Below are 23,320 nucleotides of genomic sequence, written 5' to 3' on the forward strand. Positions count from 1 at the left end.
AAACAGAAGCTCGAAGGCTTGAAAGATTAAAGCTTAGAACGCACCAAATCGACCATCATATCAATGTGCATATCATTGTCGTTTAAACAAGGGATGTAGCTAAAGCTCTCCCCGCCTGCTTCAAGGTAAATCTCACGGCACTCTTCTGAAATCTCTTCCAACGTTTCCAAACAATCTGACGAGAATGCAGGCGTTAGAATACTTAACTTCTTCTTACCTTGGCTTGGTAATACTTCTAACGTTTTATCGGTGTAAGGTTGTAACCACTCTTCACGGCCAAATCGAGACTGGTACGTCATACCGAACTGGTCATCAGTTAACCCTAATGCTTCACCTAGCAATCGCGTCGTTTCTTCACAATGTTTAGGGTAGATATCACCATTGTCGGCATAGCGCTTTGGAATACCATGGTAAGAACACAGCAGGTAATCCCCTTTCCCATGCTCTTCCCAATGTTCACGTACTGATTGCGCTAATGCTGCGATGTACTTGGGGTGGTTGTGATAATCACGAATAAAGCTAAATTCTGGCATCACTGGCATTTTTTTGAACGCTTTCGTCATGCCATCAGAGACTGCAGCTGTCGTCGTCCCCGAATACTGCGGATATAGCGGCAACACGACCACTTCTTCGACACCTTGCGCTTGCAGGGCTTCAAAACCACTTAGAAGACTTGGGGTACCATAAGTCATTCCTAATTCCACAGGCATGTCTAACGCGACTGCGAGCTTCTCTGCTTGTCGCTTAGAGTGCACCATCAAAGGCGAGCCTTCTTCCATCCATACAGATTGGTAGAGTTTTGCAACTTTCGGCGCGCGTACTGGCAAAATAATACCGTGAAGGATTGGGCACCACAGCCAACGAGTCATATCGACAACACGGTGATCATGAAGGAACTGACTGAGAAAACGCTTTACTGCCGGTGCGGTCGGCTCATCGGGAGTGCCAAGGTTAACCAGTAACACCCCTTGCTTATTATTGTTTTTCATAACATCCTATTCATGGTAAACGGCGTTGATTGTACGATGAGTATAAGAAATTGGTTCACCGTTCAAACAAGCTGAATAAAAAAAAGCGACCCTAAGGTCGCTTTTAAATATATCAAAATATTAAATTTTGCCGCTAGCAAATTATGCTAGTGCTTTCTCAATATCTGCACTTACTTCTGCAACTTGCTTAGTACCGTCAAACTTAAGGTACTTAGTGTTACCTGCTTCTGCTTCTTTACCGTAGTACTCGATAAGTGGTGCAGTTTGCTCATGGTAAACACCCAGACGTGCGCGTACTGTTTCTTCTTTGTCGTCATCACGTACAACAAGATCTTCGCCAGTTACGTCATCTTTACCTTCCACTTTTGGTGGGTTGTAAACAACGTGGTAAGTACGACCTGATGGAAGGTGTGCACGACGACCAGCCATACGCTCAACGATTACGCTGTCAGCAACGTCGAATTCGATTACGTAATCGACATCAACACCCATTGCTTTTAGACCATCAGCTTGAGGGATAGTACGAGGGAAACCATCTAGTAGGAAACCTTTCGCGCAATCGTCTTGAGCAATACGCTCTTTGATAAGGCCAAGGATGATTTCATCAGAAACTAGCTGACCAGCGTCGATAACAGCTTTAGCTTGTTTGCCAAGCTCTGTACCTGCTTTGATAGCAGCACGAAGCATATCACCAGTAGAGATTTGTGGAATACCGTATTTATCCATGATGAAGTTTGCTTGTGTGCCTTTACCAGCACCTGGAGCACCTAGAAGAATGATGCGCATGATTTATCCTCTTTAATATTTAAGATTTATACCGAAGCTCACAATAGCTGGCTTCTTGGGCCGCAACCCGTCGAGGCAGTCGCAACGATAAGTTTCGGTATAACGTTTAGGCGAGCCAAAATACACGCCTTATTACTCACATTCAAGTTCGAGATTCTAACACAGGTTCACTAAGCAATGAGCAGATTAAGACTAAAGAATGTTAGCGATGCCTGCTTTCGAGTTTTATTGATTACTAACTCAACACTCGAAGTGTGAATCTATGCGTTTACAAACAAAAAGCTCGCATTTCGCGAGCTTTTCATTGATGTTTGGTTATTAAACCTTAGTCAAAAGCTTGTTGATGGCACCGACAAATTGCGTCGGGTCTTCCATCGAACCTCGTTCAGCCAGCATCGCTTGGCCCAACAACACTTCCACCCAGCGACCAAATGCTTCTTCATCGGCTTCATCTGCCATACGCTTAACAAGTGCGTGCTCTGGGTTGATTTCGAAGATGTACTTCACGTCTGGTACTGCTTGACCTGCCGCTTCAAGAAGCTTCGCCATCTGTGTACCCATTTCGAAATCGTCAGTCACGACAACTGCAGGCGTAGTAGCAAGCTTGAAAGTCGTACGAACTTCTTTTACGCGGTCACCAAGGTATGACTGAGTTCGCTCAACTACAGACTTAAACTCTTCTTCCGTTTCTTTCTGCTTTTCTTTTTCTGCTTCGTCTTCAAACTTACTCAGATCAAGACCCGCTTTGGTAATCGATTGGAATTGCTTACCATCAAATTCGGTTAGATAGTTCATCAGCCACTCATCGATGCGGTCAAACATCAAGATAACTTCGATGCCTTTCGCTTTGAACTGCTCTAGGTGCGGGCTGTTCTTCGCGGCTGCGTAGCTGTCTGCCGTTAGGTAGTAAATCTTATCTTGGCCTTCTTTCATGCGTTCAATGTAAGAAGCCAAACCAACGGTTTGTTCAGCAGAGTCCACTTCAGTAGACGCAAAGCGCAATAGACCAGCAACCTTCTCTTTATTTGCCATGTCTTCTGCAACGCCTTCCTTCATGACAAGGCCGAACTCTTTCCAGAATGATTGGTATTTTTCATCATCATTCTTCGCCATACGCTCAAGCATAGTAAGTACACGCTTGGTACATGCGTTGCGAAGTGACTGAGTGACCTTGTTATCTTGAAGAATTTCACGAGACACGTTCAATGGCAGATCATTCGAGTCAATCAAACCACGGATGAAACGCAAGTAAGATGGCATAAACTGCTCAGCGTCATCCATGATGAATACACGCTGCACGTACAACTTTAGACCCGACTTATGGTCGCGGTTCATCATATCCCATGGCGCTTTCGCTGGGATGTAAAGCAGGCTGGTATAATCGTTCTTACCTTCTACACGGTTATGACTCCACGTAAGCGGATCGGCGAAATCGTTAGAAACGTGTTTGTAAAACTCTTGATACTCCTCTTCAGAGATATCCGACTTGCTGCGGGTCCAAAGTGCCTGAGCTTTGTTGATTTGCTCCCACTTCTTCTCACCCGTTTCATTACCTTCGTCATCACGAACAGTGGTTTGAATTGCAACTGGAATACCAATATGATCAGAGTATTTACTGATGACATCACGCAGACGCCATTCATTTAGGAATTCTTTACCTTCTTCACGCATATGAAGAACAATATCGGTACCACGAGAGTCTTTCGTAATGGTTTCAATGGTGTACTCACCTTCACCCGCTGATTGCCATTGAACCGCTTCGTCAGCAGCAGTACCCGCAGCACGAGTGCGCACAGTCACCGAGTCAGCAACGATGAACGCTGAATAAAAGCCAACACCAAACTGACCAATCAGCTGCGAGTCTTTACTTTGATCATCAGACAGCTTCGAAAAGAATTCTGCCGTGCCAGATTTCGCGATAGTACCTAAGTGCTCAATCACGTCGTCACGCGTCATGCCGATGCCGTTATCAGAGATCGTAAGTGTGTTAGCCTTTTCATCAAACGCAAGCTTTACACCAAGGTCGGCATTCCCTTCATATAAATCTGGGTTAGATAGCGCTTGGAAGCGTAATTTATCTGATGCATCAGATGCATTTGAGATCAACTCGCGTAGGAAAATCTCTTTGTTTGAATAAAGAGAATGGATCATCAGGTGAAGTAACTGCTTTACTTCTGATTGAAAGCCACGAGTTTCTTTGTTTGGGGATACGGTGTCGCTCATGTTTGCTCCATAACTTCTAAATTAAAAAGACTTTAAATGACAAAGTCCTAACCGCTGCCTTATAAAAACAGCTTTACCACGATGTCATTTAACATGTGGCTGACAAATGTAAATTCAAGGTCAATATTGCTAAAAACGGTGTTTTTTTAGAAAATTTTAATTATCCTATTTGTCTAAAAGCATCTAAAACGAGCACATGTCCTTTTGCGCACGCCATTTTTTGTGACGCAAATCACTATAATTTCAGAATCATCCATCTAAGAAGAACTAAATGACTAACATCGGCACCAAATTTCTGCTTGCTCAAAGATTTGTCTTTGACCCAAATAGTAATTCGCTCGCTGACCAACAAAGTGGCAACGAAGTTGTACGATTAGGAAGCAACGAAAGCCGTATACTCCTGTTGTTGGCAGAGAGACCTAACGAAGTATTAACACGTAACGAGTTGCATGAGTTTGTTTGGCGCGAACAAGGCTTCGAGGTGGATGACTCAAGCCTAACTCAAGCAATTTCTACCCTGCGAAAAATGTTGAAGGATTCAACTAAATCGCCAGAATTCGTAAAAACAGTCCCTAAACGCGGTTACCAATTGATTTGTTCTGTTGAACGTTTAAGCCCGTTGTCTTCTGATTCTCTCCCTGAACTTGATGATCCAGAGAATGAAAACGAAGCGCCTGTCGTAGATTTAGAGCAATTCACAGAATCTTCGACGGAAACAATTGCTGAAGCACCTGTTGAACTTGAAGCGTCATTAGAAACACCAAAAACAACGCCAGCACCAAAAACAAACCACTGGATCGCGCGCGTGCTTGTTATTGTCGCTCTGCTATTGCCAGTGTGCGTATTGTTACTAACTAATCCTGCTGAGTCTCAATTCCGTCAAGTTGGTGAGTACCATAACGTCCCCGTTATGACACCCATTAATCACCCGCAATTGAACGATTGGCTGCCATCCATTGAGCAGTGCATCAAACGTTATGTGGAGCATCATGCGGAAGAGTCTTCGCCAGTCGAAGTTATCGCCACTGGCGGCCAGAACAATCAACTGATACTTAACTATATTCATGATAGCGACCATTCATACGAGAATGTGACGCTGCGAATCTTCGCTGGTCGTAATGACCCAACAGACATCTGCAACTAAAGGAGGCTGAAATGAAGATTAAAATAGCATCTGCGGTTTTAGCCGTATCTATCCTTTTTAGTGGCTGGTTATATTGGGGCAGTGACCTAAAAGTAGAACAAGTACTGACAGCAAACGAATGGCAATCTACCATGGTCACACTGATCACTGATAACTTGCCAGACGATACTGTAGGTCCACTACGCAAAGTCAATGTTGAATCGAACGTGAAGTATTTACCAAACGGTGACTACATCCGTGTAGCAAATATTCGATTGTTTGCGCAAGACTCAACGGCGGAGTCAACCATCAACATTTCGGAAAAAGGTCGATGGGAAGTGAGCGACAATTATTTGTTGGTATCGCCTGCTGAGTTCAAAGATATTTCGGCCTCTCAGTCCAAAGACTTCTCTGAATCGCAACTTCGTCTCATTACTCAAATCTTTAAGTTAGATGCCGAGCAGAGCCGTCGCATTGATGTCGTGAACGAAAAAACGTTACTACTGACTAGCCTGAACCACGGTTCTACGGTACTGTTTAGAAATTGATTTTGATTCGATGATAAGGGGGCAAGATGCCCCCCTTTTATTTTGGACATGGACTGGCTAGATACCCTTACCCTCTTCTTTGGTTCCCTCATTGCAAATACGCTCGCTTCCCTCTCTGGTGGTGGCGCTGGGTTACTGCAATTTCCGTTATTGATCTTCCTTGGCTTGCCTTTCTCCGTCGCACTAGGAACGCATAAAGTCGCTTCCGTTGCCCTTGGACTTGGTGCTGCGAGTGCGCATCTAAAAGCCGGGACTATAAAACCTAAAGTCGCGCTTTATCTGATTCTGGTGGGCAGCATTGGAGTCGTGATTGGCGCAAACCTGATTGTCCAAATTCCTGATAACATCGCCGAGAAAATGCTCGGGGCGATGATCCTTGCTCTTGGAATTTACTCTCGCTTTAAGAAACAGTTGGGGCAGACAGAGATACCAACTCATCGTGATACCTTTGGCTGGATAGTCGGCGGGTTAGGTTTGATGTTCATTGGTATAGTGAATGGCTCGTTGACTGCTGGCTCTGGCTTGCTTGTTACCCTTTTCCTTGTGCGTTGGTTTGGTTACGACTACAAGCAAGCGGTGGCCTATACAATGATTTGTGTCGGTCTGTTTTGGAATGGTATCGGTGGCGTCGCAGTGGTACAAGCCGGAGCGCCAATTCATTGGGCCTGGTTACCGGTTTTATTAGTGAGTTCATTTTTAGGCGGCAGCTTAGGTGCATGGGCGGCGACAAAGTACAGCAATCGAGTTATCAAAATCGCGTTTGAAATCCTCACCTTTGCAGTCGGCATCAAGCTGTTGCTTTAGTATTTAAAGAAAGGAAATTAGAAATGGATAAAGCCATCATAGACATTCACTACTGTCGTCAGTGCAATTGGATGTTGCGTTCAACTTGGCTATCGCAAGAATTGCTTCATACATTCAGTGAAGAGATTGAAACCGTCAGCTTACATCCTGATACGGGTGGCCGCTTTGAGATTTTTTGCAACGGTACCCAAATTTGGGAACGTAAAAAAGACGGAGGTTTCCCTGAAGCCAAAATCCTAAAGCAACGCGTAAGAGATATCATCGATCCAGAACGCGATTTAGGTCATTCAGATACAAAATAGGGAGCCAATGGCCCCCTTGATTACTTATCTAATTACCGATTTATTCGATGACACGAAAATTAAATCGTGGTCTGTGCTAACACTTCACCTTCTGGCGTTTGCACCGTTAGTGTGTTGCCTTCCATCAAACCATAGCTACGTGACAAGCCATTTCTTGGGAAGGTCATTGATCCCGGATTAAAGATGATCGCACCTTCTTGCATCTCTGCCACTGGAATATGAGTATGACCATGAGCAATGATGTCGCCTTCACGCAATGGCGGGCGTTTTGTACTGTTGTATAAATGACCATGAGTGAGGAACATACGCTTACCCGACTCCAATAGCAGCCATGCGTATTCCGTCATCATTGGGAAGTTCAACAGCATTTGGTCAACTTCACTGTCACAATTACCACGAACAGAGATGATCTGCTCACTATATTGATTAAGTAACTCTGCGACTTGTGGCGGGTTGTAACCTTCTGGGATTGGATTTCTTGGCCCGTGGTTTAACGTATCACCCAATAAGATGAGATGGTCAGCACCAGAGGCCAAATAAAGCTGGATAGTTTCTTCGGTTGCCGGCAAAGAGCCATGCAAGTCTGAGGCAAAAAATAGTTTCACGACATCGTCTCCTCAAAATGTATGAGGGTATTCTACGGCATTCTTATAGAAGCTCAACCAAAGTACAAAACTAGTGATTACGAAGCATTTCAACCAACATTGGCACCAAGTAGAACCAAGCAAAATAACCGGCCCCCACAAGGATTACAGCCCAAAATATCATCGATAAAAACTTAGACTTGGCTAGGTGGTTTAGTGGGTCTGGCTCTCCACATCCTGGACAGGTGTGAGCTCGTTTTGATATTTGCTTCTCGCACACAGGGCAAGCAACTAGCGGCATGACATGACATCCTCAATTATTTCTTTAATTCTCAAAGAATAAGCCTCAGTTTACGGATATGCAATGGCACAAATAAGTAATTATTACTCGGTTTGCTATTTGTCGCTGTGATGAGAATGTTTCCGTTCTTACCCTCTATTGAGCCATTAACGAAAAGAGCCGCCTATACCTCTTCTCTCGCCATACCATTAATCACAATGTTGTTGTAACTCACCATGCCAATGACCTCACCATTTTCAATCACTGGTGCGCGACTAATACCAAATCGTTCAAATAAGCGTGCGCAATATTTCACATTCATGTTGGGATCGACGGACAGTGCTGGTTTAGTCATGATTTCATAAAGATTGGTTCGTTGCGGAGAACGATTTTTTGCCAGAACTTTTTTAGCGATATCGTTCATCAGAACAATGCCATATTCATCATCGCTATCACGCTTATTTATCACCAGCGCTTTAACTTCACTCCTTTTCGCTAACGTAATACCTTCATGAACCGTGATTAACCCATCTACAATGATATACGTTGCAGCCATCACGTCTCTGACTCGAATTAACTCGTGATTACTCATAATTCGTCCTCTACCACTTTGGTCAGCTTTTCTACTTGGTGCGCGACGCCAACCGCATCCTCGACATCAATTTGTACGGCAATGCCTTGGCCTGACTCTTGGTCGAACTCTCCGACCTCGCTGATTGTCTCTAGTATGTGTCTGGATAAATGCTCTTCAACAACAAACAACAACACGTCTTTTTGCACTTCTAAAGTCAATCCAAAGAAGGTGCGTTTTTGGTTTAAACCTTGCCCTCGAGCGTTGTTAATCACCGTAGCACCCGTTGCCCCTGCATCACGAGCCGCATCCAGCACTTTGTCGGTCTTGCTATCCTCTACAAAGGCCAGTATTAGTTTAAAGCGCATTCTCTTTTTCCTCCGCAGTCTCTTTGTTTAACCACTGGGTGATTTGGGCATAGCCCATGACAGAAATTATTGGGAATAAACTGGCAAAGGCGATCAAACCAAAGCCATCTATCATGGGGTTTCGTCCCGGAACCGTCGATGCCAACCCCAAGCCAAGTGCAGTCACCAAAGGCACTGTGACCGTAGACGTCGTCACGCCACCCGAATCGTAAGCCAAAGGAACGATTAGCTTTGGCGCGTAAAAGGTTTGAATCACCACCACGATATAACCTGCAATGATGTAATAGTGAATCGGATCGCCCACTACGATTCGGTAACTGCCCAACGCAATGCCAACCGCGACACCTAAAGCAACAGCAACACGTAACCCGTTCACACTGATGCTGCCACCAGACACTTGATTAGCTTTAATGGCCACCGCGATAAGAGAAGGCTCCGCTATGGTGGTACTAAAACCGATAAAGAAAGCGAAGATGTACACCCAGTAATAATCAACCCAACTCAAGGCTTGGCCGATTGAGACTTTAAACTCCAGCAAGAAAGCTGGTGCAGTCAATTGAGTCGCCATGGTTTCACCAAGTGGAAACAGCGCCATTTCCAAACCAAGCAAAAATAACGATAACCCTAAAATAACGTAACCAAAGCCAAGTATTACTTTGGGTAAGTTTGAAACTGGACGGCGCAGCACTGCCAACTGAAAACCGAAGATAATGGTCGCGATAGGAACCACATCAGTGATGGTTGAGATAAAAGTATCGATGAAATGCGCAAAGGAAATCATGCCACCACCATCCCATAAACCATCACAAACATCATCGGTAACAAGGAGGCAAAAGCGATAAGTCCAAACCCATCAATCATGGGATTGCGTCCTTTGATCGCCGATGCGAGCCCAACCCCAAGAGCAGTAACCAGAGGCACCGTGATGGTAGAAGTCGTCACACCGCCAGAATCGTAAGCCACACCTATGATAGATTCCGGCGCAAATCCCGTCAGTATCACAACGCCGATGTAGCCTCCGATGATCATGTACTGAATCGGCCAACCTTTTAGAATCCGAAGTACGCCTAATACAATCGCCACGCCCACCGACAAAGCAACCGTTAAGCGCAAGCCATCTGCGTATTCCTCCATTGATTGCTCAGTATTGGCAATCATCCCTCCCTCAGCCGCCACCTCCGAAGCTTCTTCCGCTACAGCAGTCAATGCTGGTTCAGCAATGGTTGTACCGAAACCTAAGCAGAATGCGAAAATCAGCAGCCAAAACACGCTGCCTTTACTGGCAAAAGCTTGCGCCATGTTTTCGCCAATCGGGAATAACCCAAGCTCCAAACCAAAGATAAAGAAGGTCAAGCCGAGAATAACCAAAAGAAGGCCAAATAGAATGGAGACAAGATTAGGGAGTGGCTCTTGCAAAACAACGAGCTGAAAAAAGGTAATAACAAGAACGATAGGTAGTAGGTCGCGAGCACTGCTGAGTAAGGCTCGAAACAGAGCAAAAAATGCTTCCATATACGCCTCCTACCCTAATGTCATCTTCCTTTAAAGTCAGCATGACACAGTTTCCTGCAACTAAGTGTGAGCCGCACTCGATGATTAATAACATCTTGTTACATTTATTCAAATTGTGAGCTTCACATCGCTTCACAACAAAACGCTTCTAACTGCTTAGGAACTAATAATAAAATCGACAACGCAAGTCATTGAAATGATCATGCTAGGCCGTTAACGACTATAATGTTTGAATAGTTTTACAATCAAAGGGATAACATGAAGATATTACTGACCGGTGGTACAGGCTTTATTGGCTCTGAGTTACTTAAACTGCTTACCACGCATCAAGTCATGCTGCTTACTCGCACCCCAGAGCAGGCGAAGCAACGCCTACAGCATGCTGATGTCGGTAATATAGAATACCTCGACTCCCTAGATTCGATTGAAGATCTCAATGACGTCGATGCGGTGATTAACCTTGCCGGCGAACCGATTGCAGATAAACGCTGGAGCAAGGAGCAGAAAGAGGTCATTTGTAACAGTCGGTGGAAAGTGACCGAGCGGATCGTTGAATTGATTCACGCCAGTACCGAGCCACCAGTGGTATTTATTAGCGGCTCTGCGGTTGGCTATTACGGTGACCAGCAAGACCACCCGTTTGATGAGTGCTTACACGTGAATAGCGATGCTTTCGCTCATTCTGTGTGTGCTCGTTGGGAGCAAATTGCCAAGCGTGCAGAATCTGAACAAACACGAGTGTGTTTAATTCGTACTGGTGTTGTCCTCGGTCAAAATGGAGGTGCGTTGGCAAAAATGCTGATGCCCTACAAACTAGGTGTAGGTGGGCCGATGGGAAGCGGTAAACAGTATATGCCTTGGATTCATATTCTGGATATGGTTCGCGCTATCATGTACCTACTTGAAACCCCACATGCTCATGGTGAGTTCAACTTGTGCGCCCCCCACCCTGTCAGCAACCGAATCTTTAGCGGTACACTGGCGAAAACCCTCAAGCGACCGCATATCCTGTTTACTCCTAAATGGGTGATGAACATGGCGATGGGAGAGTCATCGTGCTTACTGTTTGATAGCATTCGCGCTAAGCCTAAGAAACTGACCGAGCTTGGTTTCAAGTTCAGCTACTCAAGAGTTGAACCCGCACTCAAGAACTTGCTTCAAGACAGAAGTTGTTGAATCATAAGGCTCACTACCTCCCAGTGAGCCCCTTACTATGAAAAAGTCAGTTTTAATCACCGGATGCTCTACAGGCATCGGTTACGTGTGTGCCCACGCTTTACAAAAAGAGGGCTTTCACGTTATTGCCTCGTGTCGCAACGAGCAAGACGTTCAACGCTTAACCAGTGAAGGCTTAATCTGCATTCAGTTAGATCTTAATGATCCTCAAAGTATTTCTGCTGGAGTTTCAACAGCTCTGGAACTGGCCGAGGGGACACTCTATGCCGTGTTTAACAATGGCGCTTACGGACAACCTGGCGCATTAGAAGATCTACCGACAGAAGCACTTCAAGCACAATTTCAGACCAACTTTTTTGGCTGGCACCAACTCGTAAGAGAAGTGTTGCCACACATGCGCAAACAGGGTGAAGGAAGAATCATCCAAAACAGCTCTGTGCTAGGATTCGCCGCGATGAAATATCGTGGTGCCTATAACGCCTCTAAGTTCGCTCTTGAAGGCTGGACAGACACGCTACGTTTGGAATTGATGGACACCAACATCAAAGTTGCACTGATCGAACCCGGCCCAATAGAAACCCAGTTTAGACAAAATGCCTTAAAAGCTTTTGAGCAGTGGATTGATGTGGAAAACAGTGCCCACAGAGCGGCTTACGAAGGACAAAAGCAGCGTTTGGATAACGACAAGTCGAACAACAAATTTGTCCTTCCAGCTGAGTCTTGTATTCAGCCGGTGCTTCACGCACTCACCAGTGATAAACCCAAAATCCGTTACCGAATCACCACACCGACCAAAGTTTTTGCGGTATTGAAGCGCCTGTTACCAACTCGTATTCTTGATAAGATTTTGCGACAAGCAGCATAAAAAATTTTTATCACGATGTAATTTTACCGTAACAATGTGATGTCATTATGAGCATGTAGGTTAAGAAAGCCTCAATGTTCGAATCAATTTCTAGGTTAGTATCTTCATCCATCGTGCCTGAACGCGATGTGGATACTCACTTTAGATTTGGTATCGCCACCCTTTCTGTTTTGTATTTTCGCGAGACAATAATGACATTAAATCAGCTTAACTGGCTTAGTGTGGGTGTAGTGTTGACCATGTTCATCCTATTTTGATACCACACCCAGCACACCACTATAACGTCTAACAAGACTTTCTAAAGTGTGCTGGACTAGCCAAATTTAATAGCACTTTCGCTTGCTATCAGGAATACGCTGCTTCGGCAGCGTTTTTCCTTTCTATCGCTTGAATTTCCCAAATATCAACTCCATATCTACAATCAACGACAAGAAACAAAAAGCAAGGATACTCTGATGCAATCCCCATTTATCGTTGAGTTAACAGAACAAAACTTCCGTGAAACGCTTGAAGGGTCAATGAACACGCCTGTATTGATCCACTTTTGGGCGGGCGCTCAACCAGAAAGCGCACAAGTGATTCCTGATCTACAAATGCTGACTCAGCAATACAACGGCGCATTTACCCTTGCTCTATTGAACTGTGAACAGCAACCTGCTCTTGCTTCTCAATTTGGCGTGCAAGTGCTACCGACCATCGCATTATTCATGAATGGTCAAGCTGTCGATGGTATGGGTGGCCCTCAGACTATTGATGCGATTACAGCAATGCTGCAAAAGCATCTACCAAGCCAAGATGAGATGCAGTTGAAGCAAGCAAATGAATTGCTCCAACAAGGTGAGCACGCTCAAGCATTAGCGATTCTTCAAACGCTATCGGAAGAGCTTCAAAACCGCGGCGACGTGAAACTGGCGATGGCAGATTGCTTGCTGGAAACCAAACAGTTTGAATTGGCACAAACGCTGTTAAGCGCGATTCCACTGGAATACCAAGACAACTACTACAAAGGTTTGATCGCGAAGTTAGACCTGCATCTTCAAGCAGCGGAAAGCCCAGAGCTTCAACGTCTTGAACAAGAACTAGCAGCAAACCCTGATAACATTGAATTGGCGTGTGAACTTGCCGTTCAGTACAACCAAGTAGGTCGCGATGAAGAAGCGTTAGAGCTACTTTGGAACATTCTTAAGGCCAACCTAGGCGCACAAGATGGTGAAGTGAAGAAAGTCTTTATGGATATCTTGAGCGCACTTGGCCAAGGCAACGCTCTGGCAAGTAAGTACCGCCGTCAACTTTACTCGATTTTGTACTAAGCGAATCGATTTAAATCAGGACAGCTCAAATAGAAAAGGCCGGAAAACTCCGGCCTTTGTTGTTTCTACCATTCCTAAAATACTCGTCGCGAGAGACTGGTACTAAAAATCACTGTACAGCGTAGGTACCGCAGGTGGGTATTCAATCGGCTGCCAGCGGTCATTGAAGGTGTATTTTCCGTACAGCATGAAATGGTTTGGCGTGTAAAACTCTGAACGCTGTAGATCCACCAGCGCACCGATATACCAACGTTTACTCACTCGTTTCTCAACGGCTGCTTGCAGCGATGCACCAAAGCCGCCACCGCGCTCAGAACTATCACCAGAAGATAAATAAGGCGCATCTTCTTCTGTCCATGAGTTAGAAATGGAAGCACTCAATTGATACGACCATGTGCTGCCGTACCGACCGTAATAGTTGACTGGCAATGACACAGAGAAATAGCTTTGCGGACTGTAGTAGCCACCATGCCCAAGAGTGTATTCACCCAAGTTTTTGTCATAGTCGAGATACATCAAGTTGGTGCCAATGCTCAGGCGCTGATCATCCGTTGCGATCAGTTTGTAGTAAGCCCCACCAAGCACACCGAGACGAGTATTGTCTTCAACGTTTTCACCCGTCAGTGCATGGTATTGCAGGCTGCTCCAAAAACCGTAAGGGCCACCTATATCCCAGCTCGAAATGAGCTTAACGCCAGTTCGAACTACACCACCCCATTTTTTGCCTTGAGGATCACTGGTTCCACTCGGTACTGTCATTCCAGCATAAGAAAGTGTGCTGCTGGTTTCAGGTCGGCGAGAAGCTTCTGCTGTCCATCCGAAGTCCCCGAGATCACCATCCACACTGACCCCGCCTACCCAAGTAGTATGGTCAAAACCAATCGGTGTAGTGCCGATATCCACTTGCCAATCTTTGGCTTGCCAACCCACACCAAGCGCCATACCCGATGCATCATTTTGAACCGTTGTTGTAGTTGGGAATTTTTCAGGTTCCTTCTCGTAGTAATCTAGCTCGCCCGAATCGATAGATACGTAATCCGCTCTCAGCAGCAGATGCCCATCGAGTGACTCAATCGGAATACGCGCTTCGATTGGCACTTGGTTAGATGAGTTACGCCCATCACGCGCACTGTAATCCCAACCAATAAGTACATGACCATCACTGTGGTCATGGAGCGTATCGATGTCCGACTTAACATTTCGCGTTAGCCAGTAGTCATCTGCTGTGTCATACAACTCACGCAAAGTAAGCGTCTCTAGACTTGCTTCATCTGGTTTTGCACTTTTTTCAATTCGATCACTATTCAGTGCCTGACGTCCGCGCTCTTCCGCTAACGTCCATTGCTGATTGTCCATCGCAATAGACATGCTGTTGCGATACGCCAGAGCGTCAGCGCCCTGTGTATCATCGAGCAAGCAGTTCAGGGTGTTCGCATCATTGCGGTAACCAAGTTGATTGAATACCGAAGCAACCGTCATCAGCTGAGCAGCATTCAGCGTGTCACGCTTCTTATTCAAGATCAGATGCAAGTCGTGATAGGTTGCCTCATCCCCACTCTGTGCGCTAGCTTGCAGCAACCCCACCTGAGCTTGCGTCTTGAATGGTTCAGGTTTTGATGAGATACGTTCATATAAAGCCATTGCTTGCTCTGGTCGTTGATTCGCGAGTAACAAATCCGCTTGCGCTAAAGTACGACGTGTTTTGAGTTCATCAAATTGCAGCGCTTCAGAGGCACTGACTGCTTGCTGGTCTTTACTCAACGCCAAGCCTTCGTACCATTGGTCGAAATCGTCAAACTGATTCAGGCTCACCATCATACTGCCGTAAGCGAGTTTTTCGTCGGTAGACCATTTGCTTGAGGGGCGAATACTTTGATAAATACGCTGCGCTTCATTGACCTTTTCAATCTCTACCCAAGCACTTACAAGCCTCGCTAGAGGTTGAACTTGCCCAGCATATTGAGACTCAAGCGACGTCAACATGGTAGTAACCGTCTTCGGTGAGGCCTGATAACGCGAGGATAAATCTTGTAAATCGGCATTGAGCTTTAAGCGTGTGAGGTTACGCTCCATGGCTGGGGTAACCTCGCGCTTCGGCACACTCTCTAACTCAGAAATCGCCGCATCGACTTTAAAATCTTGAGCGAGATACAAGGCATACGCGAACTTCATTTCCGGATCAGTGCTGTTCGTCGCCCATTCAGACATCAGTTTGTCGGCACGACGTTTATCCCCCATAGAGCGAACCACATCGGCAATATCTAGCCTCAACCACGGCGATGTTGGCTTCAGCTCAATCAGATCTTCCACTGCAGATTGCATACCTGCTTGGTCATCTTTCGCTATCGCAATGCGCAATCTCGCCAGAATGATCTCAGATTGAATGCCATTGATTTTCTCAGACACCACCTGTTTTTGCGCTGGAGAAAAGCGCTGTGCAAGCGAAGCCGCGCCCGCCCAGTCCTGCTGCTCAATACGAACATCGAGTCGTCCACGTAAGGCAGATCCGTTCAGCGCTTCAAGTTTTAGTGCTTGGATATAAGCTTTATCTGCCGCGGCATAGTTCTTTTGTGCTAAGTAAAGCGCCCCTAAAGAGGTAAAAGCATAAGGCTGTGTTTTATCAGACTGAATGGCTTTACGGTAAAGGCTTTCAGCTTGTTTAAACTGCCCTTTCTCAGCCAGTGCATCACCTTGATCCAAATAAGCCCAGTATTGCGAGGTTTCAATCAGAGTGGCCCATTTCGAGGCACTATCCGGGTCTTTATCTAACTGCTGTGCACGTTCAAAGTACTCAAGCGCCTTTTGTTGCTGACCTTTACGCAGATAGACCTTGCCCATACCACCCAATATTTCTGGGTCGTTCGGACGCGTCGTCATCGCATAACGCAACTGCTTCTCAGCTTGCAAGGTTTTGTCTTCATCCAGCAGTTTGAGACCTTTCAATTTGGCAAGGTAGGTTGGGTCCTTACGTAGATCTTGCTCGGTTTCCCAGCGCTTCTTCGCGCCTTGGTTGGCGCGTTGAATCTCAAGATCTGATGGATAGTAACTCGCAAGAATCGCGTATTGTTGAACCACTTGTTCTGAGATAGGCAGTTGATCGAGAGCACGCAACCAAGATGTCGCCGCACTGCTGCCAATGACTGGCGCTAAAGCGAGCTTTCTGTAGGTATCCAAAATCCATGGGTCAGCTGGGTTCTCTTTGCGGATATGATTCGCCAATGCGAGTTGAAACTGAGGCACACCCGGGTAATCTGCATTTAAGCGCTCTAAACCTTGTTTTACTGCCTGCCAACTTCCATCTAGATTGCTTTGCAGCTGAAGAAACTCTAACTGCAATGCAGCAGAAGGCATGCCGTTTGGAAAAATGACTTTGTACGCTTGGATGGCTTCTTCGTAACGGCCAGATTTAGCCAGCAGCTTAGCTCGTTGGTAATCGCCTTTGTTATCTCCTTGAAGAGACATGATGGCAGCCAAGTCTTTGGCTTGTGGAGAATTTGGCGATTGTGTAGTTAAACGTTGAAACGTCTGCTTCGCCAGCTCAGGTTGCTTACGCTTTAAGTACATATTGGCTTGATAATACAAGCCAATCGGGTTGCCTTCCTCAATGGCAAACAAACGCTCTAACGTACTTTCAACAATGTCGTCGCGTCCTATTGCATCCGCCAGTTTCAGTTGTTCAACTAGCCACTCCACCGAATTTACCCGAGCAAGAGACGTCGAGAACTGAACCGTTTCAACTGGTTGATATACTGCGGCTAACTGCGCTTTGCTAAGCGGGTTTGAACTAAAGCTTTGTGCGTAAACAGGAGCAATCCCGCTCGCCATCATGGCCAGCGAGATCAACCACGAAGCACGTCTTGCTATTGGCATTGCTCGCTCCATGCAGGCAACAGTTCACCTTGTTTGCCAAAGCGGTAGCGTGCCTGATGCCAGCCTAGGCCAAACAAGCTCAAAACATTGTCGTAGTAGTGGTCGTTTCTGTCCGAGATAAGCTCTTGCTGCGCTCGGCTTGCTTGTGCTTTGAGCAGCTCAGACTCACCACACGCCGCTAACAACGGCAAAGCAGCAGCAGAAAATCCTGCACTGCCAACTCGAGTGTATTCACCCGTTTCTGTATTCACTTCTCGTGGTGGTGCGCCGAGCGCTTTAGTCGCTGCGACAAAGGGCTGCATTTGCTGAATCAGCTGAGCTTTTTCTGCGACTTGGTCATCAAGCATACCCGCCCATAAGTAGGTACGAATGGCGTTGTAACTGCCAATTGGCCCAGTCACCGAATCGGCACTGTACTGGCCTTGGCTGAGCGTTGCCCAATCAGGGCTGAAACCTTTTGGCATGGTTTGCGTTAGCATTTGCGCGCTTGCTTTATACATGCCATCCCATGAATACTGCGGATACAGAGCTTCCATTCGGGCAATCAGCTGTAACGGCACATAGCTCGGGTTCACACGGTAGCGATCACCAAACTCAAATCCTGTTGGTGCAGGCAGTAACACGGTGCCCACACCTTCAATGGTCACAGTCTCTTCTCGTAGAATACGACTAGCAAGCAGATGACCAAGCGATTGGTAGTAATAGTTATCCCACAGTCGACCCGCTTCAACTAAAGCGTAAGCAATCCAAAGGTCGGAATCCGATGCTGCATTGGTATCTAACACACCAAAACTGCCGTTCGCTTTTCTGCCCCATAACCAAGCTGGCAATCTTGCCGTAAGGTCACCACCAGCTAAATGCACTTGAGTCCAGTTTAATACCTCGGCAAACGCTTTTTGATCATTGGCAACCAAAGCAAAAAACAACGCATAGGACTGGCCTTCCGATGTGGTGATCATGCGTTCATCGCTGCCATCCACGACTCGACCTTGTTCGATATAAACCGACTTGAATGTGTCCCATTGTGGCCAGTCACACGTGTTTGCCCACAGTTGAGGAGAAATCAGTAGCATGATAAGTACAATCAACTTTTTCATTCCTCTTCCTCCTCAGTCTTCTCTAGACGTTTTGCAGCAACCTGACGCAGAACACGCCAAAGCACAATAGTCACGATCACCATCAATAACGCAGCGAAGCATGCCACGATGATTGGATGATTTGAGAAGTGGAACCACACTAATTGCCACACTGGTAATTCACCCACAAAGTAGTGAGAACCAACGTTATAGCTCGCGACTTCATCGTTTCTTAGCGTCACTACAGAGCCAAACATATGCTCCACTTTGCCCGAATCTGCGAGAGCTTCATCAACCGTAGCAAAATCGGCAGGATGAGCAGCCATAATAGACACTAAACTGCGATTATTTGTGTAAGGTGATTCCATACCATAAATCGCAGCAAAGGAGCCGCCTGCTTCCACTGAAACGTAGTCAGCTGGCACTTGGTTAGCGTCGCTTGGGTTCATCCAGTTCATGCCAAGCTGCTGTTCATTTTTACTTGGTAGACGAATTTGACGCTCGCCCGCTTCAACCACCAGATTCACTTGCTCTGGGTCGTTCGCCGCTTCTTCTAATGAACGCACCACTCCTATGCTCAAGATATCTTTGTCTTTTAGCGCTTGTGCATCCCACTTATCGGTCAACAAGACTTGGATGCCTGGGTAGCCAGAGTCGCTGCCTAAAGAGCCCATGACATTCAGGAAGGTTTGCAGTGCTTCCTTTGGTGCATTTTTGGCTACTACAACAGCGGTTTCAGACAGATCCGCCATACGTGTGTACGGGAAGCCAGATGTTGCAAACGCGCGCATGTTTGGCATTTCGATGTAATGCGGGAAGCCGCTAAAGTCGAGCGTAGAGTCGCCATCAACCACGGCATATTGTTTGCTTGGTTGAGTGACCTGACACTGACCATCTGTGACAGAGGCAAAGCCAAATTCAAAATCGATCTGGTTTTTGCTGCCCACTTTGAATGCCGGAATACGTACACGGTCGTCGCTGCTGAGAATGCTGTCATCCAACAATGGGACACGAACGCGGTTGGAGTCGCCACCTTGGCCAGCAGTGGTCAGGTTAAAGGCTTCGATGAACTGGTCGTTAATGCTCAGCGTCAGACGGGAGCCAGAATGGTCTTCCGTCGGCGGTGAGTAACGGTAGTTCAGATCCATTGGAATACCGCGGCTCTGCCAAGTAAACAGATCTGGTGGCAAACGTAGGCTCACGCTGATAGGCGGTGGTGTGCGACCTTCTACTTGCAGCATGCTCTTTTGCTCAACCAATTCAGACAACGCAACCGGTCGATCTGTGCTCACCCAGTTTGGCGCATCGTAAGGCACGCGAGGTTTGATTTGCTTCACCTCGTTGATCTTGGCAATGGGGCCGGTGAGAATTTGGTTACCCAATGCCAAGCCTCGTACCGCGGTGTTTAGGTCAGCACTATCACGACCAATCACCAGCAATAACTTCACGTATGGGTCGGTTGGGTGGGTAATCACCTGTACACGCGGGCCATCCGTATCTGGGAAGTCTTTTAGGAATTCAGGTTTGTTGTCGTTGGTGATAAACACCACAGCGTTGCGCTCTGGCAAAGTGTCGAAACTCAGAGGGAACTGCGCACCGCGCCAAGCCGCTAAAGAGCCGAAGTAGGAACTCAAAACACCCGCGGCTTTCACTTCGTCTAAGTCATATTTATCGCCCATCACAACAGGCAGATTAAGTTGGCTAAAGTCACGAACATCAAAGAAAGGCGCTGGCAGTAAGCTCAAATCGCTTTCTAGCTGCGTTTTTTGCACAAACATTTCGATGCGGCTGCTTTGGCTGATCTCGGCCCAAATACTGGAATCATTCGGGTTGGCACAGTCTTTTTGAGTATTGCCAATCAGCTCAAAACGAATTTGGTTGTAGTTACTGAAGTAACGCGTATCCAGTGGCATAGAAAGACTGAGCTTTTTACCCTGCTGACCATCAACGATAGACGCCACGCCCATCAACTCGTTGTTCAAGTACACTTTGACGTGCGATACCAAAGCAAGTAACGCTGGCGAAGGCGTAATATCAAAGTACAACGTGGCTTTTGAAACCACCTCATCAAGGCGAGAGCCAAAGCCAACATAAGCGTTCGCTTCACTGCCCTGAATCGCAATTGAGCCGCTGTAGCCCAATTGAGTAAATGGAACAACTCGCTTAAAGACGGTGGCATTTTCCGCGTCTTGTTGCTGAGCTTGGGGTTCCGACAATTGCTGTTTTACTTCTTGTGCCGCGAGACTGCCCGACATACACATCAGAGTGATTGCCGTCGTCAACGCTGTTAGTTTTTTATTATTTAGCATGACTTGTGGTCCTGATTGGGACATAGCGAGGTCGAAGTGACCAAATAAATTCGATACAAAATAAAAGTGCATCCACACTGACCACGACAAATTTCGGGCAGTGTTGTAGCAAGCGCTTGTATCCATTAAAGCCGACTTGTAGAACGGCTTGCATACTCGATAGTGGCTTATCTGCTTGATAGCCTTGTTGCCATTTCGCCCATGTATCTGCTCGCGCAAATGTACATTGGACGTATTGGATTTGTTGTTGATGCGACAATTCATTGAGTTGCATACCGAACATGCCTTTATGAGCATAGGCAACCGTCATCGGGAACACGAATTCTTGTCCACCACGATTCAGAATCACTTCGAGTGACTGACCGAGTAAGTACTGGCAAGTTTGTTCGTCAACGCCATCGATTTCTATGCGGACGCCCCCCAATGAAAAGTCTTTCATCTGAGCTTGAATCAAATGCCCAGAATGCAATCTCACCGCAACAGGAATTGCCACCTCTACGCGGTGATCTTTTCGTACCTGTTTCGCTTCTACCGCAACCGCGACCGCTGCACCTAAGATCAGCAAGTTGTACATCGTCCATACTAAGTTCACGATGACAGTGCCGACCTCATCCTGGGGCCCCCACCCCATTCGATACAGGCCCACGGCAAAACCAAGAATATTCAGTGCCACGAGCACCAAATACGGTCGAGAGATCACCCAGTCGTAATGCGATTTTTCAACTAAGCCCCCTTTCGCCGTTACATTGAATGTCCCTTTATGAGGCGCAAACAAAGCGACGGTGGTTGGTCTTGCGATGTACCAAGCAAGCACGGTTTCATACACTTCTCCCCAGAAGGAGTAACGATAGTCACCCTGCATGCGTGAGTTGGTCATACTGGCGTGGATCATATGCGGCAAAACGTACAGGATGATCGCCAATGCTGGTGCGTAAATGACGTAAGAGTGCAGCAGTAAAAACGCCAGAGGTGCAATCAAAAACACAATACGCGGTATACCGGATAAGAAATGCAGCATGGCATTGACGTAACAAAGCCGCTGCGACAACTTCAGCCCTTTACCGGTGAGCGGGTTGTCGACCCTGAAGATCTGCGCCATGCCCCTCGCCCAGCGAATACGTTGCCCTACGTGTGCCGATAAGGTTTCTGTCGCTAAACCCGCTGATATCGGCTGCTTAAGGTAAGCAGAGCGATAGCCCAATCGGTGCATGCGCAGTGACGTATGTGCGTCTTCCGTTACGGTTTCAACTGCAATACCACCCACTTCTTCAAGCGGTTCACGGCGCAAAATGGCGCACGATCCACAGAAAAACGTCGCGTCCCATAAATCGTTACCATCTTGAATCAACCCATAAAACAAGTTGCCTTCGTTAGGCACATTGCGGAAGTTCGATAAGTTACGTTCAAACGGATCTGGAGAGAAGAAGTGGTGCGGAGTTTGAATCAACGCCAGCTTCGGATCTTTAAGGAACATCCCCATCGTGAGCTGGAAGAATGCTCGAGTTGGAATGTGGTCACAGTCGAAGATCGCCACAAACTCACCATCCGTCTGCTTTAACGCATAGTTGATGTTACCGGCTTTGGCGTGCTCGTTAGTTGGCCTGCGAATGTAGTTAACCCCTACGCTCTTCGCGAAGTCACGGAAGCTGTCTCGTTTACCATCATCGAGAATGTGAATTTTTAATTTGTCTTTTGGCCAGTCCACACCCATTGAGGCGTACACCGTCGCTTTAACCACATCGAGATCTTCGTTGTAAGTCGGAATCATCAAGTCGATGGTTGGCCAAGTCGATTGATCTTGTGGCATCGAAACCGGCTTTCGGTTAAGCGGCCATATATTCTGGAAGTAACCCAGCATCAACACGATCCAAGAATAGGTTTCTGCCAAAAGCAAAATACCCCCTAAGATCAGTGCAATAGGATCGTCCCAGTTTAAGGTTGATGAGTAACGCCACCAGAGATAACGGCAAGATGCTGTCACCGAAAGAATGATGAGCAACATGGTCGGAAAGCGCCCCGACATGCGTCGCACCATCATGGCAAGCACCCACAACAGCAGCACAAATACAGTCTGCGCTTGGTAACCGAATGGCACGGTAAAACAGAGCAACGCGATCAACACAACGAGGAACAACAATGCGTAGTTCAAGGCCATCGCAGACTTGCTGGCTTTCATGCGTTCACGAACTTCAGGATCTTTAACTTGGTTTGCGGCCTTTTCTAACCAACGAACACTTTTCGCCACCAGCTCAAACGGCAAGTAGAAAGCATTGCGGATTTTCTCAGCAAGATGCATCACGACACTACTGGCTTGATGAGACCAAGCGGACGCCACACTTTGCTTAAAACACAGTAACCAAACGCTCTGGACAACAAATCGAATCGGGTCGAATAAGCGAGGAGCGGCGTAGTTAACTTGTGGGAAATAGACCAGAGGCAGCTTCCAAGAGGGAACACCAGAAATCACAGGTTTTAGGAAAACAAAGCTCAATGAAAACCAAACAGAAAGCACAATGTTGCCCAACCAATTGGTTTTGCACTCCCAAGCTTGCTCATACGCCTGCTTGTGCGACTGAAATTGGTCGACTATCCAGCTTTGGAAGATAAGGTTAAGGCTACGCATG

At 46.6% G+C, this 23,320-nt stretch carries 20 protein-coding genes; 7 read left to right on the forward strand and 13 right to left on the reverse strand.

Annotation, left to right across the window (positions count from 1 at the left end; all coding sequences use genetic code 11):
* Positions 1–26: 26 nt before the first annotated feature.
* From hemH to htpG, 3 genes are all read right to left on the reverse strand, one after another.
* The gene (hemH, locus tag C1S73_RS06415) at positions 27–989 is read right to left on the reverse strand and encodes a ferrochelatase (RefSeq protein WP_038865714.1); all 963 of its coding nucleotides are present in this window, start codon (positions 987–989) and stop codon (positions 27–29) included.
* A 141-nt stretch (positions 990–1,130) separates the two neighbouring features.
* Entirely contained in the window at positions 1,131–1,775 is a 645-nt protein-coding gene (gene adk / locus C1S73_RS06420; RefSeq protein WP_038865715.1) for an adenylate kinase, read from the reverse strand.
* Positions 1,776–2,093: 318 nt separating this feature from the next.
* Positions 2,094–3,998 (reverse strand): molecular chaperone HtpG, encoded by a 1,905-nt coding sequence (htpG, locus tag C1S73_RS06425; RefSeq protein WP_038865716.1) that lies wholly within the window; start codon positions 3,996–3,998, stop codon positions 2,094–2,096.
* Between the two features lie 271 nt (positions 3,999–4,269).
* On the opposite strand from htpG, the gene C1S73_RS06430 reads away from it, so the two are divergent.
* From C1S73_RS06430 to C1S73_RS06445, 4 genes are read left to right on the forward strand one after another with little or no spacing between them, the layout of a single operon-like run.
* Positions 4,270–5,142, forward strand: coding sequence for a winged helix-turn-helix domain-containing protein (locus C1S73_RS06430; protein WP_038865717.1), 873 nt, complete (start codon positions 4,270–4,272; stop codon positions 5,140–5,142).
* An 11-nt stretch (positions 5,143–5,153) separates the two neighbouring features.
* A complete protein-coding gene (gene toxS / locus C1S73_RS06435) occupies positions 5,154–5,669 on the forward strand; it encodes a transmembrane regulator ToxS (RefSeq protein ID WP_038865718.1) in 516 nt (171 codons plus the stop codon).
* Positions 5,670–5,717: 48 nt separating this feature from the next.
* Positions 5,718–6,473, forward strand: coding sequence for a sulfite exporter TauE/SafE family protein (locus C1S73_RS06440; protein WP_038865719.1), 756 nt, complete (start codon positions 5,718–5,720; stop codon positions 6,471–6,473).
* 23 nt (positions 6,474–6,496) lie between these two features.
* Positions 6,497–6,775 (forward strand): Rdx family protein, encoded by a 279-nt coding sequence (locus C1S73_RS06445; protein WP_038865720.1) that lies wholly within the window; start codon positions 6,497–6,499, stop codon positions 6,773–6,775.
* Between the two features lie 59 nt (positions 6,776–6,834).
* Here C1S73_RS06445 and yfcE read toward each other — a convergent pair whose 3' ends face one another.
* The 6 genes from yfcE to C1S73_RS06475 form a co-directional block, all read right to left on the reverse strand.
* The gene (gene yfcE, locus C1S73_RS06450; RefSeq protein WP_038865722.1) at positions 6,835–7,380 is read right to left on the reverse strand and encodes a phosphodiesterase; all 546 of its coding nucleotides are present in this window, start codon (positions 7,378–7,380) and stop codon (positions 6,835–6,837) included.
* Positions 7,381–7,450: 70 nt separating this feature from the next.
* Entirely contained in the window at positions 7,451–7,660 is a 210-nt protein-coding gene (locus C1S73_RS28110) for a hypothetical protein (RefSeq protein WP_080774343.1), read from the reverse strand.
* Positions 7,661–7,823: 163 nt separating this feature from the next.
* Entirely contained in the window at positions 7,824–8,231 is a 408-nt protein-coding gene (locus C1S73_RS06460; protein WP_038865724.1) for a CBS domain-containing protein, read from the reverse strand.
* On the reverse strand, positions 8,228–8,578 hold the full coding sequence (locus tag C1S73_RS06465) for a P-II family nitrogen regulator (protein ID WP_005436932.1): 351 nt from the start codon (positions 8,576–8,578) through the stop codon (positions 8,228–8,230). The genes C1S73_RS06460 and C1S73_RS06465 overlap by 4 nt, the downstream gene beginning before the upstream one ends.
* Positions 8,568–9,359 (reverse strand): DUF1538 domain-containing protein, encoded by a 792-nt coding sequence (locus C1S73_RS06470; protein ID WP_038865726.1) that lies wholly within the window; start codon positions 9,357–9,359, stop codon positions 8,568–8,570. The genes C1S73_RS06465 and C1S73_RS06470 overlap by 11 nt, the downstream gene beginning before the upstream one ends.
* Entirely contained in the window at positions 9,356–10,090 is a 735-nt protein-coding gene (locus C1S73_RS06475; RefSeq protein ID WP_038865727.1) for a DUF1538 domain-containing protein, read from the reverse strand. Before C1S73_RS06475 ends, C1S73_RS06470 begins: the two co-directional genes overlap by 4 nt.
* Positions 10,091–10,348: 258 nt before the next feature.
* Between C1S73_RS06475 and C1S73_RS06480 the strand changes: the two genes are divergently transcribed.
* From C1S73_RS06480 to C1S73_RS06495, 3 genes are all read left to right on the forward strand, one after another.
* The gene (locus tag C1S73_RS06480; RefSeq protein WP_038865728.1) at positions 10,349–11,266 is read left to right on the forward strand and encodes a TIGR01777 family oxidoreductase; all 918 of its coding nucleotides are present in this window, start codon (positions 10,349–10,351) and stop codon (positions 11,264–11,266) included.
* A 37-nt stretch (positions 11,267–11,303) separates the two neighbouring features.
* On the forward strand, positions 11,304–12,131 hold the full coding sequence (locus C1S73_RS06485) for an SDR family oxidoreductase (RefSeq protein WP_038865729.1): 828 nt from the start codon (positions 11,304–11,306) through the stop codon (positions 12,129–12,131).
* Positions 12,132–12,586: 455 nt separating this feature from the next.
* The gene (locus tag C1S73_RS06495; protein WP_038865730.1) at positions 12,587–13,441 is read left to right on the forward strand and encodes a thioredoxin family protein; all 855 of its coding nucleotides are present in this window, start codon (positions 12,587–12,589) and stop codon (positions 13,439–13,441) included.
* 102 nt (positions 13,442–13,543) lie between these two features.
* Here the strand turns inward: C1S73_RS06495 and C1S73_RS06500 are convergent, their stop codons facing one another.
* From C1S73_RS06500 to bcsA, 4 genes are read right to left on the reverse strand one after another with little or no spacing between them, the layout of a single operon-like run.
* The gene (locus C1S73_RS06500) at positions 13,544–17,311 is read right to left on the reverse strand and encodes a cellulose synthase subunit BcsC-related outer membrane protein (protein WP_038865731.1); all 3,768 of its coding nucleotides are present in this window, start codon (positions 17,309–17,311) and stop codon (positions 13,544–13,546) included.
* Positions 17,302–18,408 carry a cellulose synthase complex periplasmic endoglucanase BcsZ gene (bcsZ, locus tag C1S73_RS06505; protein WP_038865732.1) on the reverse strand — a complete coding sequence of 369 codons (1,107 nt, stop codon included), beginning with the start codon at positions 18,406–18,408 and terminating at the stop codon, positions 17,302–17,304. The genes C1S73_RS06500 and bcsZ overlap by 10 nt, the downstream gene beginning before the upstream one ends.
* Entirely contained in the window at positions 18,405–20,696 is a 2,292-nt protein-coding gene (gene bcsB / locus C1S73_RS06510; protein ID WP_038865733.1) for a cellulose biosynthesis cyclic di-GMP-binding regulatory protein BcsB, read from the reverse strand. The genes bcsZ and bcsB overlap by 4 nt, the downstream gene beginning before the upstream one ends.
* Positions 20,686–23,319, reverse strand: a complete 2,634-nt coding sequence (gene bcsA / locus C1S73_RS06515; protein ID WP_038865734.1) for a UDP-forming cellulose synthase catalytic subunit — start codon at positions 23,317–23,319, stop codon at positions 20,686–20,688. The genes bcsB and bcsA overlap by 11 nt, the downstream gene beginning before the upstream one ends.
* Position 23,320 lies beyond the last annotated feature (1 nt).

Source organism: Vibrio jasicida 090810c (assembly GCF_002887615.1).
GTDB classification, from domain to species: domain Bacteria; phylum Pseudomonadota; class Gammaproteobacteria; order Enterobacterales; family Vibrionaceae; genus Vibrio; species Vibrio jasicida.